The sequence below is a fragment of the Streptomyces fagopyri genome, from assembly GCF_009498275.1.
Taxonomy (GTDB): Bacteria; Actinomycetota; Actinomycetes; order Streptomycetales; family Streptomycetaceae; genus Streptomyces; species Streptomyces fagopyri.
The window spans coordinates 592,244-607,322 of record NZ_CP045643.1 but is presented as its reverse complement, the minus strand read 5'-3'; the positions used below and the strand labels follow the sequence as shown (position 1 = coordinate 607,322).

Here is a 15,079-nt window from a genome sequence, read left to right as displayed (position 1 = left end):
CGGCCTTCCGAGGACCCCGGCGGAGCCGGTCGGTCAGCGGACCCGGATGAAGACCACGTCGTAACCGCTGTTCGTGGAACGGGACTTGACGTAGACGCCGTCGCTTCCGCCGTTGGGGTTCCCGGTGTTGCCCTCGACGGTGGTGAAGGACGACCCGGAGGACACCGTCCGTACGATGCCAATGTGCTCGTTGCCGCCGGTGAAGTCGCTTCCGCCGTCCCAGTCGAAGGCCACGATGTCACCCGGCTGCGGGCTGGTCGTCACCGACAGGTGGTAGTTGCCGGCCCGCGCCTGCTTGACCCAGCCGGAGACATAGGAGTTGCGGTAGGAGCTGGCCCCGGTCTGCTTGGCCACCCAGCTCACGAAGGTCGCGCACCAGGCGTAGTCGCTGGTGGAGAGCGAAAGACCCACGGCGGAACCGTAGCTGTTCGCGCGTGCGCTGCCCTCGACCGTGCCGACCTCGGCCTCGGCCACGTCGAGGATCTTGCCGTAGCCGCCGCCGGGCGGGGGCGACGACGGCGGGGTGACCGCGCCGTACAGCGCGGACTTGGTGTTCGGTCCGACATGGCCGTCGACCGAGAGACCCTTCTCGGCCTGGAAGTCCCTGACGGCGCTGTCGGTGAGCGAACCGAAGTCGCCGTCGACGGCGAGGTCGGCACCGTGGTGGTTGAGCAGGCTCTGCAGTTCGGTGACGCAGCCGCTGCGCTGTCCCTTGACGATCTCGCTCGGGCACGACGCGGAGTTCAGGTTGATCGGCGCGGGCGCGCCGTTGCCGCCGCCACCGCCGATGTTCGAGTACAGCGCGGCCTTGGTGTTCGGACCGACCTCGCCGTCGGCGCTGAGGCCGTTCGCGGACTGGAACGCCTTCACGGCCGTCAGGGTCTGGGGGCCGAAGCTGCCGTCGACGTCGACGTTCTGGCCCTTGCCGTTCAGCAGGGACTGGAGCGTGGCGACGCAACCGCCGCTCTGCCCCTCGACGATGTTGTCCGGGCAGGAAGAGGACCTCAGGTCCAGGCCGGTGGACGGTGACTCGTCGGTGTCGTAGAGCGCCCGCTTGGTGTTGGCGCCGACCTGCCCGTCGGCCGTGAGGCCGTAGGAGGTCTGAAAACTGCGGACGGCACTCGCGGTTCCGGCGCCGAAGTCGCCGTCCACGTCGACCGCGTAGCCGTGGTGGCGCAGCAGTCGCTGGAGCTCGGTGACGCATCCGCCCTTGTCACCCTGGACGATGTTCGCGGGGCACGAGGAGGACTGGAGGTTGATGGGGGCGGGCGCCGAGCCTCCGGTCGCGTACAGCTTGCTCTTGGTCGCCGGGCCCACCCGCCCGTCCACGGCGATCGCGGTGGACGCCTGGTACTCACGGACCGCGTACAGCGTGCTCGGTCCGAACTGACCGTCCACCACCAGACCGGCGCCGTGCGCGTTGAGCAGGTTCTGCAACTCGGTGACGCAGCCGCTCACCTGGCCCTGCACGATCTCGGTGGGGCAGGACGCGGAGGTCAGTTTGATCGCGGACGGCGCGACCGCCGCCGCCGGACCGGCACCCAGTACGACGCCGGCCGAGACCATCGCCGCGGTGGCGGCGAACGTACCGATCCGGATCCGCCACCCTGGCGTCGTGCGGTGCGTGTCTCTGTGCCGTGAGCTGTCGTCTTCGGCGCGAACGAGGAATGCGAGTCTTCCCATGGCGGCGAGGTTCTCCTTCGGTTGCTGGAGCGTCGTCCGACGCGTCCTCGTGTGAGGGACCGTCGTACGCGTCCGGCGTTCTCCAGCCCGGTCCGCGTGCTCAACGGGCCTACGAGGACTGCCGGGACGAGAACGCGCGGCTGCGGCGGGGTGACAGGACGAGAGTGGTGCGTGGCGGGGACGGATGCCACCGCTACAGTCGAAGTGCGGTCGTGACGGGATGCCGTCCGCGCTGACCTGCCGGGACGCCCATCTGGACGGCCGCAGAGTGGGACGACGGCGACGGCCCGACGGTCGGTGCGTTCGCGGGAACGAACCGGGCCTCTCGGTACGGCAGTTGCCCCAGGCGTGCGGGACGCGGTCCGGATGAGGGGTGAGGGAACGCATCCGCGGCCCGTCCTTGCCGGGCAAGGACGGGCCGGGTGGGTCACTCGACGGTCGGATCGGACAGGCCGGTCAGTGGGTCGGGCGGGTCCGACCGGTCAGGTGGTCAGGCGGCGAAGCGCTTGAACGCCGCCCGGGTGCCCGAACCGGCGACCCCGTCGATCGCTCCCGTGTAGCCGTAGTCGTCCGCCAGCAGACGCTGCAGCGCCTTGATGGTGTTGGTGCCCGGGTCCCCGTCGATGGCGCCCGTGTAGCCCCAGTACCTCGCGAGGCAGCGCTGGAAGGCCTTCCAGCTGTTGGTGCCCAGCTGACCGTCGATCGTGTCGGTGTATCCCCAGTAGTCCGCGAGGAACTCCTGGACGTTCTTCGCCTCGGCCGTGGTCAGACCGAAGTTCTGCGTCGCGGCCGCGGCGGCGGGCTGCGCGGCCGCGGCCGTCCGCGCGGTGGTCGCGGTCGCCGCGAAGCTGGTGCCCGCGGTCGCCACACTGCCGGCGGTGAGGCCGGCAACAACGATGAGGCCGGCGATGGTCCTGCCCAGAGCGTTCGGTCGCATGCGTTCCTCTTTCGGTCGTGGGTCGGCACCTGTCCCGACTGGGCGGCAGGTGGCGAGACCAAAGGTCCAGGACTCCCGGGCGGGTGGCTACGGCTGGGGCACAGGTGGCGGTCTTACGGGACGACCGCCCTGCTGACCTGCGGCGACAGCACCCGGTGGGACGGCTGCGTGGGACAGCTGTGACAGATGTGGCGGGCTCATGCAGAATGCGGAGCAGCGGAGGGGGCCGCCGTTCACGCTCATGACCGCATTGGGGGAAAACATGCCGCGTTTCAAGGCGCTGCCCGCTGAACTCGATCCCTGCGCACGGCAGTTGGTGGAGCAGTTACGCCAGCTGAAAGACCACAGCGAGCTGACGATGCGGCAGCTCGCGGCCAAGACCGGCTACAGCGCCAAGTCGTGGGAGCGGTACCTGGGAGGTACGGTACTGCCGCCCCAGGAGGCGGTGGAGGCACTGGCCCGGATCACCGGCGCCGACCCCATCCCCCTGTTGGCGTTGCACGAGATCGCCGCCGACACCCGGGACAGCCGCCGCGCCAAGGCCGTCGTACAGCCGCGGTCCACCGCGCAGCCGCAGCAAGGGCAGCAGCGGCAGGAGGGGGAGGGGCGAGAAGAGGGGGAGCAGGAGCAACAGGCGACCTCGGCCGGCCCGCTTCCCGAGGTACCGGCCACACCGGTCGCGCTCACCGCACCACCCGCCACCGGACCGGCCCCCGGCCGCTTCCCGCACTTCGCTCTCACGGCATGTGTCGTCGCTCTGACCGTGGCACTCCTGGCGGCGCTGCTGCTCATGCTGCGTCTCGGCGACGACGGCGCCCCGGCCGCCGTCGCCGCGGCGCCCCGCACCACCGCGGCGTCGCCGCCGCCCTCCTACACATGCCGCATCACCCGCGTCGACGGCGGCTGGTCGGCAGGTGTCAACAACGGCCGAAACTCCGAGATCTCCTACGGCGCCACAGGCGTCGACGTCGCCGAGGCACAGTGTCTGCTGCGCCGGGCAGGCATCTCACCCGGCGGGATCGACGGCATGTTCGGCCCGCTGACGCTGCGGGCGGTCAAGACGTTCCAGCAACGTGCGGGCCTGGACGTCGACGGCATGCTGGGGCCGCGTTCCTGGAAGGCGTTGCGAGGATGACGCCCAGCGCACCCTCACCGTCGGGCGCCCGACTGGCCGTCGTACTCACGCAGTTGAAGCAGCGCACCGGCATGAGCCTGGCGCAGCTCGCGAGCGCGACCACCTTCAGCAAGTCGTCCTGGGAGCGCTATCTCAACGGCAAGAGCCTGCCACCCCGCAGCGCGGTCAAAGAGCTGTGCCGGCTCGCAGGGGAACCCGCCGACCACCCGTTGGCGCTCTTGGACATCGCCCGGACGCATCGGGTGGATGAGGTGAACCGGGCGGATGGGGTGGACAGGACGGGTCGGACGGAAGTCGATGTGTCGACGCGTGGGGCGCCGGGCCGGCAGAGCACCGGCACCCGAACGGGGACATCGGCCGGACAGCGCACCGGCACCGGAACGGAGACACCCGCAGGGCAGAGCACCAGCACGCGAACGGAGGCTCCGGACCGACAGCGCACCGGCACCGGAACGGAGACACCGGCTTCGGCCCCTGCCGCCGCCCCGCCCGCCACCGCCCGGCCCGACGCAGGCCAGAGTGAGACGGGCCTGAGCGGCGTCGGTCATATCCGTACCGGCCCGACCGGGAACCGGCGCGTCATCGTCGTCACCGCTCTCGCGTCGGTCTGTGCCGTGGTCCTGGGAACGCTCGTGTTCATCCACCTTCCGACTTCGCAGCGCAAGCCCGCGTCGCCGTCCCCCGCGCCCCCTCCGGCCACCGGGCCGCTCTGCCGGCACACCGCCTGTCAGAACAAGGACCCGATCGCGATGAGATGCGCCGCCGACCCATTGACCCTCGCCGAGCACGAGACCGCGACGGGCGCCTGGATCCAGGTCCGCTACAGCCTGGAATGCGGGACGAGTTGGGCCCGGATGTGGGGCGCGGACGTGGACGATCGCGTCGAGATACGGGCGAGCGGCCGCGACGACTCCGTCCGCGCCGCCCAGGTCACCAGCCGCGGCGAGGCCGACACGTACGTCCGCACCTCCATGAGCGTGGTCAGTCCCGGGATGTCGGTGAAAGCCTGCTTCCTTCCCGCGACGGGCGGCGGGAAGGAATGCTTCGAGACCCGCACGGACAAGGCCGTCTTCGCCCCTTGAGACGTCAGGAGGCTCGTCCGGCTCCCACCGGCGGACATCGCGTGCGTGACTCTTTGTCACTACGCGGGGCTCGGGCGTCCACGGGAACGCGTGTGTGCTGCCGTCCGCCGTGTCGCCGTGCCCCGCCACCTGGCTCCGCTTGTTGACCGTACGTCCCACGCCGTACGTCTCATTCCCCGTCACGAAAGAGGGGTCGGCCGCCGGCGGACCGCGCCGGATCGTCCATCCCGGAGCCCGGTCGGCATCCCTGTCCACGTGGTCGTGTGGGGACCCGAGGGGTCTCTGGAGCCGGGTGGCGGTGGTCGTCGGCCGCTGTGGATCCGGCAGGGGGGTGAGGCCGTTGACAGAGGGCCTGGTCCGATGGCACGCACTGCCCGCGACCTCACACTCCTGATCGTTCTTCGCCGGTCGGTGGGCTCAGCGTGCGAACGGCCCGGCCAGTCGAAGGTACGACAGCCTCAGCGACGTCACGGTGTACGACTTCGAGCCCGTCGTCGTGATGCCCGAGCCGGAGCCCTTGAGCAGGTGGACGAGGCCCCAGCGGTCATCGGAGCCCAGTTGCTCATTGGTGTCGATCACGAGGTCGGCACGGCCGTCGCGGGTGAAGTCGGTGAGCTTGAGGTGGTCGCCGAACAGATCCTCGGTCTCGGCGGTGCCGGTGATACCGGAGGTGTCCTGGGTGTAGGACTTGGCCCCGGTGCCGGACAGGCCTCCGGCGCGGCCGAGGAGGACGGTGACCGCGCCGGCGTCGCGCTTGGTGCCGAGGTCCTCGCCGTGGGCGCCGACGGCGAGGTCCGCGTAGCCGTCGCCGTTGACATCGCCGGCGGCGATGGCCGAACCGAAGAAGTCGCCGTTCTCGGAGGAGCCGGGCACACCGGCGGTGTCCTGGGTGAACTTGACCGGCTTGCGCGCGGTGTCGGGCCCGTTCGAGCCGCCGTACTGGACCGTCACGTAACCGCGTTCACCGTCGCCCGGTTCGTACCCGCGGCCGATGGCGAGATCGCCGTAGCCGTCCTTGTCGAAGTCACCGACGGAGAGGATGTCGCCGCTCTGGTGGCCCCCGTCGTCGGGCACCCGTACCTCGCCCGCGCGCTGGGTGAAGGTGCTGCCGCCGCGGTGGAAGTAGGCCCGCAGGTCCACATCGCTGTTGCGCTGGAGGTCGGCGCCGAGGATGTACAGGTCGGTGGCGGCGTCGGCGGTGACCCGCCCGGCGACCAGGTTGGCGCCCCACAGGAGGCCGTAGGAGTCGCCCAGGGAGTTCCAGCCGCTCTTGCCGCCGGTGCGCGTGAAGGGGCCCTTCAGGAGGACCACACCCGCCCGGCTGTTGCTGGTGACGGCCAGGTCCTGGTCTCCGTCGCCGTCGAAGTCGCCGGCCACCACGTCCTCGCCGAACGCGTCACCCCCGTTCTGGTACTCCTGCGGGACCGGCGAGTTGAAGACCGTGCCCGAGCCGAGGCCCGTCGCGCTGCCCCACACGACGGTCAGCCCGCCGCGCATCTTCACGTCGCCCACGTTTTCGCCGGGCGAGGAGACCACCAGGTCGGCGTAGCCGTCGCGGTCGAGGTCGGCCGTGGTGGCGGCGGTTCCCCACCCGTCCCCCGCCTCCACCGCGCCCGGGATGCCCGGCGAGTCCTGGTGGATGATCTGGACGCGGGTGCCGGGACCGGACGAGGTGCCGTAGACGACGGTGATCCGGCCGTCCTTGCCGTGCGAGCCGCCCTGCATGACGAGGTCGCGGTAGCCGTCGCCGTTGAAGTCGTCGGGCAGCTTGGCGGGGGCCGCCGACGCCACGGGGGCCGTCAGGAACGGTGTGCAGACCGCTGCCACGAGGGCCACGGCGGCAGCGAGGGCGGTACGTCTGGCGTGCATGGGTCTCCGTTGTCGAGAGCTTGCTGTGAGCGACCTGTGAAGGTGATCAGATCGACTGCGCTCTACGACGTACACGGTGGCCGAATGGTTGTACGTATGCGGGGGTGTTGAGGACGACTGTCTCCAGGTGGTCTCCCACTGTCCGGGGTGCAGCGTCCCGGGCCGCCGTCCGGATCCACCGTCCGGGTCCGCTCTCCGTGCGCCGAGGCCGGCTTGAGCGCGGTACCGATCTCCACACGGTGCGCGGGGCGGTGGACCTCCTGCGGCGCGGGGCGTGGACCGGCGATCTGGTCATGATGCTCGGCCAAGAGCCCGCGAGCGCGGGCGCGAGGCCGGCCCGCCGATGCCGTCGCCGTCCGTTCCGCGCGGCGAGCGTGCGGGCCACCGCCGGTCACGGGCTGCGCCGCGACCGGCCGACAGCGCCTGCCGTCACATCCGGGTCGTGGGCCGGCGACGAATGGCCGTGCGGTCCGGCCTACTTGTAGAAGACGGCCACGCCTCCATGGTGCGAGCACGCTCCCTGATGGTGCGCGGCGTAGGAATAGGTGCCGTCGTTGCAGCGAGCGGTGGCGCCGTTTCCGGCAGCGTCGGAACCGCCCGAAGAACCTGAGCCACCGCTCCCCGACGATCCGCCGGACGAACCGCTGCCGGAGCCGCTGACGGCTGCTGCCTTCGCGGTGACGGTCACCTTCACCTTGACCGTCTTCGTGGCGGTCACCGTCGGCGCGGGTCTCGGCGTCGCGGTCTCCGTCGCGGTCGCCGTCGCGGTGACAGTGGCCGCGGGCCGCACCTTGGTGGCCGCGGCCTTGGTGGTGTCGCTCTTCTGGTCGTTGCCGCCGGCGCCGACGCCGATGAAGAACGCGACGCCGATGGCAGGCAGTACGTACCTTTTCCGGGCCCACTTCGGCCGGGGCGGCTGTGGGGCGGGAGCGGCGGGTGGCCAGTATCCGGGCGGTGGCGGCGGCTGGTTGTACGACATGGTCCCCCCAGAGATGGTTCGTGGTGGGGTGACCGTAACAGGAGTTGTGAAGAAGATGTGAGTGAAGTGTGGTGATGGGGTCGGCGCGGTTACGGCCGTTCACAGCGGGGCGGACGACCCCGGCGCGGCTGCTTCGGTGACCGGCTCGCCCCGGCACCGTGTCCGCGCACCTCGACTGGACACCCACCTCTGTGCTGTCAAGACATGCGATCCGCTCGGCCGGCCCGGTGCGAACAACGTGCCCGCGTACGCTCGCCCACTTCCAACCGGCCGTTCGCGGAGGCGGGTTCAAGCCCGCGCGGGGACCCGTCACGGCCAGAACCGGAACACGCTCGCCATCGGGTCGGGGTTCGGACGTCAGGGCGACGCCCTGGCCGACGTCAAGCGTCAGTACGGAAGGGCGGCTTGAGCCTGACCGGCAGAACCCGGATCCGTATGTCCGGCGCACCGGCTGAATCCGAATCCGCCCGCCGGAACCGACGCGCTGTCCGGCACTTCCGCCAGCACCTTCCGATCGTGGCGGCCTTTTCATCCATCGCTTTTCACGCCGCCTCTCACCGACGCGGACCGTCCGGCGTTTTCCGTCAGGCAATGCACGAGAATGGGAGGGGGTTCGGCGACAGGCTTCGAGGGCGACGGGAGCCGCCGGTCCCCACCCGCACCTGCATCCGGACCCGCGTCCACGGTCCGACGTCTGTTGCGGGTCCGCCATCCCGCAGATAGGTGATATCGCGGGTAAACCCTGGGGAGTTGGGGTCCTGAGGATCGCGCGGACGAGGTATTCCCGGGGTGCTGGCCGTCATCTTTCACGGGTTCCGTTGACGTGCGCCATTTCCGTGGTGACGCTTCCTTCCACCCATGAAGAGGTGTGGCAGGACCGAGGGAATCATCATGAAAGAATTCGTGCACCGGGGACAGATCACCAAAGTGGTCTTCGGCAGCGGGACGCGCCGCCGTATTCCCGAAGAGGTCGATGCTCTCGGGTGCCGGCGGGTGCTCGTGCTGTGCACGCCCGACCAGGTGGACCAGGCGGCGGAGATACGTGATCTGCTGGGAGCGGCGGCCGCGGGAACCTTCGCCGGGGCCGTCCCGCACACCCCGGTCGAGGTCACTCAGGAGGCGGTCGCGCGCGCCGGGTCCGTGGGAGCCGACTCCGTGCTCGCCGTCGGCGGCGGATCGACCATCGGTCTCGGCAAGGCGATCACCGCCCGGACCGGTCTCCCGCAACTGGCACTGCCCACCACCTACGCCGGTTCGGAGATGACACCGATCCTCGGAGAGACCGAGGGCCGTATCAAGACGACCCGGCGGCTGGCGGAAGTACTGCCCAGGACGGTCGTGTACGACGTCGAGTTGACGCGCACACTTCCGGCGCCGGTGTCGGTGGTCAGCGGCATCAACGCCATGGCGCACGCCGTGGAGGCCCTCTACGCACAGGACCAGGACCCGGTCGCCCTCCTGATGGCCGGTGAGTCGCTCGACGCCCTCGCCCGCTCCCTCCCCCTGATCGCGCGACGTCCGGACGACGCGGAGGCACGCGCCGACGCGCTGTACGGCGCGTGGCTGGCCGGCACCTGCCTCGGCACGGTGGGCATGGCCCTGCACCACAAGGTGTGTCATGTGCTGGGCGGCGCCTTCGGGCTGCCGCACGCCGAGACCCACACGGTCGTCCTGCCCCACGTCATCGCCTACAACGCCCCGGCCGCGGGCGAAGCCATGGCCCGCATCACGCGGGCACTGCCGGGGGACGACCCCGCGAACGCCCTGTTCGACCTCGCGGGGCGGCTCGGCGCACCCAGGGCCCTGCGGGACCTCGGGATGCCCGCGTCGGGGATCGAGCGGGCCGCCGAACTCGTCGTGCGGGACGGCTACTGGAACCCCCGGCCCGTGGACCGGAGCGCGGTCCACGCCTTCCTGACCCGCGCCTGGGCCGGTGAGAGGCCATGAACATCGCCCAGCGTCCGCACCCGCGGACCGAATCCGTCACCGCACACCCCATCACCACAGGAGCACCCCATGCGTGATCTGACCAGCGACACCATCACCGGGGCCGTGATCTCGACCATGCGCGACACCAAGGACCCCCGCCTGGCCGAGATCCTGCACTCACTGGTCCACCACCTCCACGCCTTCGTCCGCGATGTCGAACTGACCGAGGAGGAGTGGGCCGCGGGAGTGGACTTCCTGACGCGGACCGGGCACACGTGCACGCCGACGCGCCAGGAGTTCATCCTGCTCTCCGACGTCCTGGGCGTCACCATGCTCGTCGACGCCCTGAGCAACCGACGTTCCGTCAAGTCGACGCAGAACAGCGTCCTGGGCCCCTATTTCAGGGAGGACCGCCCGGAGCACTCCGACGCCGCCGACATCTCCGGCGGCCTGACCGGCACCCCGCTGTTCTTCGAGGGACGGGTCGTGGACCGCGAAGGAGCGCCGGTGCCCGGTGCCGGGGTGGACGTCTGGCACAGCGACGCGGACGGCCACTACGACATGGAGGTGCCCGGCCGCACCGATCCGGCCATGCGCGCACTGTTCCGCACCGACGGGACAGGGCACTTCGGCTTCCGCTCCATCCGCCCCGCCAGCTACCCGATCCCCGGAGACGGGCCGGTCGGTGAACTGATGAGCGCCACCAGCAGGTCGCTGATGCGTCCCGCCCACGTCCATGTGCTGATCACGGCCCCCGGATTCCAGCGCGTGACCACCATGCTCTTCCCCTCCGACGACCCGTACCTCGACACGGACCCGGTGTTCGGAGTGAAGCAGTCCTTGCTGGACTCCTACGACACCTACGAGGCCGACGCGGGCCCCCGCCGCGGCCTGACCGACGAGCCCTACACCCTGCTGCGCCGGACCTTCGTCCTCGAACCCCACCCGGCGGACTGACCTCGCCGCGGCCGGCGCACCACACGTCATGCCGCGCCCGAGCGACGGGCGCGCCCGCACACCCACCGGCACCGGGAGCCGTCCCCGGCCCCGACACCCCGACGTTCCCCCGACTTCCACGGAGGCCCCCCGATGACCGAATCCCTCGACACGACCGTCGATTTCCGAGCGACGATGGGCCGGCTCGTCACCGGCGTCAGCGTGATCACCACCCGCTCCGGAAGCACGCCCATCGGGATGACCGCGAGCGCCGTGTCCGCTCTCTCCCTGGCCCCGCTCCAGCTGATCGTGTGCATCGCCAACCGCCTGTACACGCGGACCGCGATCGCGGAGCACGGCCGCTTCGCGGTCAACGTGCTCGGCGAGGACAGCGAGATCCTGGCCCGGAACTTCGCCATGTCCAAGCCGGAGAAGTTCGCGGGCGTGGAGACCATCGACGACCACGGCGTGCCGGTGCTGAAGGACGCCATCGCCGCCGTCGTCTGCGATGTCGCCGAGGCACTCCCCGGCGGCGACCACACCATCTTCGTCGGTGACGTCCGCTACTGCACGCACCGGGTGGACAGCCGCCCGCTGGTCCACTTCGCCGGTGACTTCGGCGCGCTCAGCGCATCGCGTTAGGCCCCGGCGGCCGCGGTCCCCGGGAGCGGCCCACCGACACCCCCGACGTCCGGCGCTCGAAGGCGAGCCACGGCCGTCGGGGGGCTCCCGCTCGTCCCGACCCACCTCACGGGAAGTGCCATGCCCAGCTCCGTGCCGGCCTTCAAGCTGCGTCCTCCGGACCAGCCCCCGCACCTTCTGACCCGCCCGCGACTGCTGCACCGGCTCGACGCGGCGACCGAGCCCGTGGTGGTGCTCTCCGCGCCCGCGGGTGCCGGAAAGACAGTGCTGCTGACCGAGTGGTCGCGGGACCTGGCGGCTCGCGGTGAGTGCGCCTGGCTCAGCCTCGACGCCTACGACAACGCCCCGGACCGGCTCTGGAGCGGCATCACGCGCGCGGTGCGCCAGGCACGACCGGACCTGCCCGCGCGCCTCGACGACGTCGAGTGGACGGCCGACACCTGGCTGCAGGAGATCCTGCCGATCCTGCTGGCCGCACTGGGCGCGGCGGGCCCGTGCACGCTGATCCTCGACGGACTGGAGTTCGTCACGGACGCCGACGCGCAGCGCACCCTCGCGGACTTCCTGACCAGGCTTCCGCACGGCTTCCGCGCCGTCCTGTCGACCCGGCACATTCCCGGAAGCCCGCTTCCGGCCCTGCGGGCCCGGGGACTGACCGCCGAACTCGACCAGCATGACCTGGCCTTCACCCCGGGGGAAGCACACGCGGTGCTCAGTGGTCTGCTGGGATCCCCTCGCGCGACGGAGAACTCGCGCGCACTGCACGAGGCCACCGAGGGATGGGCCGCCGGACTGAGCATCATGGGGCGCGCGCTGACCCGTACGGAGAACACGGCCGGCACCGAAGGGGCCTCGGCCCGGGGCGGGCAGGCGGTCACCCAGTACCTGGCCACCGAGGTCCTCGACCGGCTCACCACCGAAGAGCGCCGGTTCCTGCTGCGTACCAGCGTGCTCGACGAACTGAGTGCCGGCCCGTGCCAGGCCCTCGCCGGCGACCGGGCGGGCGTTCTGCTGCGCGAGCTCGCGCGCACCGTGCAACTACTGGTCCCCGTCGCCGGAGAGGCGTCGACGTACCGGCACCACCGGGCACTGTCCGCGCTGCTGTCCGACGCCCTCGAATCGGAGGGATCGGACACGGTCGCGGGCCTGCACCGGTCGGCGGCCGGGTGGTACGCGCGGCAGGGGCGGACGGGCGAGGCCGTACGGCACTGGATACGAGGCGGTGACGAGTGCGCGGCCGTCGCGTCTCTCCTCGACGGATGGGAGACGGCGATCTCGGCGGGCCACGCCGCGCGGGTGGCCCGGTGGCTGGCCATGCTGCCGCATCGCACGGTGGCGGCCGACGCGCGCCTGTGCGTCGTGGCGGCGATGACGGCCCTCTCGCGGGGCGCCCCCGAGATGGCCTGCCGCTGGCTCGACGTCGCACTGCTCCGGCAGACCGGAGCACAGAGCGTCGGCGAGGGCGGCACGGTCGGCCGGGCGGCGGCCGTCGCCCGGGTCATGGCCTGCTGTCAGAAGGGGGAGATCCTGACCGCCGACCGGCTCGGCGCGTCCGCCGTCACCGGCACCGCGCCCCTGACCGCCTGGCGGGCCCTGGCCGGTTCGGCCCGCGGTGCCGCTCTGCTGTGGCTGGGCCGGTACGAGGAGGCGGAGACGTCGCTCGGCGAGGCGACCCGTGACGCGCATGGCGCGGGGCACGGCCTGGCCCTCGTGCGTGCGCTCGGTCTGCGGACTCTGTGCGCGCTCCTGGCCGGACACCGCGAACTGGCGCACGTCCTGAGCGCCGAGGCACTGCACGAGATCACGGCGGTCGGTCTGGACCGGCACTTCGTCTCGGCGCCCGCCCATGTCGGCCGGGCCGGCCTCCTTCTTCGGGAGGGACGTCTGGAGGAGGCCGAACGGGCGCTGGCCGACGCGGAAGCGGCGCTGGCGGGACCGTCCGGCGCGGAGTGCGAACCTCATGTACGTGCGTTGTGGCACTTCACACGGTCGCGGCTGGAGAGCGCGCGGCACGACACGTACGCGGCGCGCGGGGCCCGGGAGGCGGCCGGACGGGCGGCCGACCGGTGCGAGACGCCCGGAATCCTGACGGACCTGCTCGGACAGGGCGATGCGGTCACGGCCGTCGCGCTCGCCGCCCCCCGCACCCAGGACCTGTCCATGGGGGAGCAGCGAGTGCTGCGCGCGCTGTGCGGCTCGCTGACACTGCGTGAGATCGCCTCCGAGCTGTACGTGTCCCACAACACCGTCAAGACACAGGTGCGTGCGATCTTCCGCAAGCTCGGCGCGCACGACAGGAGCGAGGCGGTCGCCAGGGCCCGGGAGTGCGGTGTGCTGTGATCCGGGCCCCGGCCGCTGCTCAGGCGTCCTGGCGTGAGGCGTCCTGGCGCCGGGCGTAGTTCGCCTGCGCCTGGTAGTCGGTCTCCTCCTGGTCGCTCACACCACTGATACCGCAGACCTGGCGTGCGAGGTCCGCCATGGCGCCGTTGGGGGACATCTCGGCACGCTTCATGGTGAGCGTACGGATGGCCAGCAGGGGCGTGCCGTTGAAGTTCTCGAAGACACTGATGCGGTCGCCCCAGTCGGACAGGAACATGTCGCGGATCACGCGGCTGATCTTCAGGCGGTCGTGCGGCCTGCCGACCGGTCCGGTCTGCAACGCCTCGAGCCACGGCCTGAGTTCGGGCTGCTGCCACTGTCCCTCGGTGGGATAGATCAGCGCGGCACGGCCGGACAGGTCGATCAGCTCGTGGACCAACTCGGTGATGTGCTCGATGTAGTAGGCCCGCCCGAAGTCGAACATGAGGACGTTCGGCTTGAAGATGCCGCCGGGTGTGAAGAAGCCCTGGGCCTCCGACCCGTACACATGCGCCTTGAGCGTCTGGTGGAAGCCGGCGAACCTGGCGATGCGGGCCTGGATGGGCGGCAGTTGGTAGGTGCCGATGTGCTCGGTGATCAGCAGGGCCAGGCCGAGCATCAGCTCGGCCTTCACCATCGCCCGCACCAGCGAGTGGTAGTGCAGCCAGTCGAAGACGCGCTGCGGGTAGAGGGCGGCGTGCTGGGGGTTGCCGATGTGGAAGACGCGGTTCCAGGGGATGAGCACGTCCTCGAAGACGATGATGCAGTCCAGCTCGTCGCCCTGCGCGGCCAGCGGGTGCTCCACCTCCTCGCCGTCGCGGACGTTGCTCTCGCGGCAGATGATGGTGACGCCGGGGGTGTTGGGCTTCACCGCGCCGTAGATGATCTGCTCCGCGACGATCCCGGGGCGGTAGAAGACACCGATGTGGATCCGGTCACCGAAGGCCGCGCCGGTGCTGATCGCCTTCACGCCCCGCACGGTGATGCCCTCGTCGGAGGTGGCGACCACCCGCAGGGCGGGGGAGTCGCCCTGGGCGGAGTCGCGGGAGCGGTCCGCCTGCGGGTCGACGAACGCCGGCGTCGCGTTGAGGTCGCCGTCGCGCACCTCGTTCCAGAAGTCGAGGAGCCCCGCCGTGAGGTCCCTGCCGTCGGTCCCGACGGACTGGCTGCTCCAGGGCTCCGGGTCGTCGACATAGGTCAGCAGGACGTAGTTGTTCACGTCCGGCGTGCGCGGGACGGCCCCGCCGCCCAGTTCGCGCTGCACCGTCTCCAGGTACTGCCGCTTGCGCCGCAGGTCGTCCGCGGAGCGGTGCTGGAACCAGGTCATGGACCTCCGCACGCCGTCCTCGTCGACGAACGTCATGACGTCCTCGAGGTCGGCACGGTGGTGAAGGTCGTAGAAGGCCGCCAGACTGCGGGCGTACGCCCGGGTCTTCGGGTGCGTGGCCACGTTGTCGACGACCTCGTCACCCACCCAGACCTTGCGGCCGTCGTTCAGCGCTGCCAGGTATTCCTTGCCTGTACGCACG

General features: G+C 71.0%; 11 protein-coding genes. 6 read left to right on the top strand and 5 right to left on the bottom strand.

The annotated features are described in order from the left end of the window. Window positions 1-33 precede the first annotated feature (33 nt). Together GFH48_RS02555 and GFH48_RS02550 are read right to left on the bottom strand one after the other, a co-directional pair. Window positions 34-1,683, bottom strand: coding sequence for a peptidoglycan-binding protein (locus tag GFH48_RS02555; protein WP_153286666.1), 1,650 nt, complete (start codon window positions 1,681-1,683; stop codon window positions 34-36). Window positions 1,684-2,173: 490 nt separating this feature from the next. Further along, window positions 2,174-2,620, bottom strand: a complete 447-nt coding sequence (locus GFH48_RS02550; RefSeq protein ID WP_153286665.1) for a peptidoglycan-binding domain-containing protein — start codon at window positions 2,618-2,620, stop codon at window positions 2,174-2,176. A gap of 262 nt (window positions 2,621-2,882) precedes the next feature. Here GFH48_RS02550 and GFH48_RS02545 point away from each other — a divergent pair, with 262 nt between their 5' ends. Both GFH48_RS02545 and GFH48_RS02540 read left to right on the top strand, forming a co-directional pair. Further along, entirely contained in the window at window positions 2,883-3,755 is an 873-nt protein-coding gene (locus tag GFH48_RS02545; protein WP_153286664.1) for a peptidoglycan-binding protein, read from the top strand. Further along, window positions 3,752-4,837 (top strand): helix-turn-helix domain-containing protein, encoded by a 1,086-nt coding sequence (locus GFH48_RS02540; protein WP_153286663.1) that lies wholly within the window; start codon window positions 3,752-3,754, stop codon window positions 4,835-4,837. Before GFH48_RS02545 ends, GFH48_RS02540 begins: the two co-directional genes overlap by 4 nt. Window positions 4,838-5,254: 417 nt before the next feature. Here the strand turns inward: GFH48_RS02540 and GFH48_RS02535 are convergent, their stop codons facing one another. Both GFH48_RS02535 and GFH48_RS02530 read right to left on the bottom strand, forming a co-directional pair. Then, window positions 5,255-6,706 carry an FG-GAP and VCBS repeat-containing protein gene (locus tag GFH48_RS02535; RefSeq protein WP_153286662.1) on the bottom strand — a complete coding sequence of 484 codons (1,452 nt, stop codon included), beginning with the start codon at window positions 6,704-6,706 and terminating at the stop codon, window positions 5,255-5,257. A gap of 475 nt (window positions 6,707-7,181) precedes the next feature. After that, window positions 7,182-7,685 (bottom strand): DUF3761 domain-containing protein, encoded by a 504-nt coding sequence (locus tag GFH48_RS02530; RefSeq protein WP_153286661.1) that lies wholly within the window; start codon window positions 7,683-7,685, stop codon window positions 7,182-7,184. 891 nt (window positions 7,686-8,576) lie between these two features. Between GFH48_RS02530 and GFH48_RS02525 the strand changes: the two genes are divergently transcribed. The 4 genes from GFH48_RS02525 to GFH48_RS02510 all read left to right on the top strand — a co-directional run bounded on the left by GFH48_RS02525 (window position 8,577) and on the right by GFH48_RS02510 (window position 13,532). Then, entirely contained in the window at window positions 8,577-9,632 is a 1,056-nt protein-coding gene (locus tag GFH48_RS02525) for a maleylacetate reductase (protein WP_153286660.1), read from the top strand. A gap of 69 nt (window positions 9,633-9,701) precedes the next feature. Then, window positions 9,702-10,571, top strand: coding sequence for a dioxygenase family protein (locus GFH48_RS02520; RefSeq protein ID WP_153286659.1), 870 nt, complete (start codon window positions 9,702-9,704; stop codon window positions 10,569-10,571). Window positions 10,572-10,703: 132 nt separating this feature from the next. Beyond that, window positions 10,704-11,192 (top strand): flavin reductase family protein, encoded by a 489-nt coding sequence (locus GFH48_RS02515; RefSeq protein WP_153286658.1) that lies wholly within the window; start codon window positions 10,704-10,706, stop codon window positions 11,190-11,192. A gap of 120 nt (window positions 11,193-11,312) precedes the next feature. Next, window positions 11,313-13,532 carry a LuxR C-terminal-related transcriptional regulator gene (locus GFH48_RS02510; RefSeq protein WP_153286657.1) on the top strand — a complete coding sequence of 740 codons (2,220 nt, stop codon included), beginning with the start codon at window positions 11,313-11,315 and terminating at the stop codon, window positions 13,530-13,532. A 19-nt stretch (window positions 13,533-13,551) separates the two neighbouring features. Here GFH48_RS02510 and GFH48_RS02505 read toward each other — a convergent pair whose 3' ends face one another. After that, window positions 13,552-15,078 (bottom strand): 4-hydroxyphenylacetate 3-hydroxylase family protein, encoded by a 1,527-nt coding sequence (locus tag GFH48_RS02505; RefSeq protein ID WP_228120278.1) that lies wholly within the window; start codon window positions 15,076-15,078, stop codon window positions 13,552-13,554. Window position 15,079 lies beyond the last annotated feature (1 nt).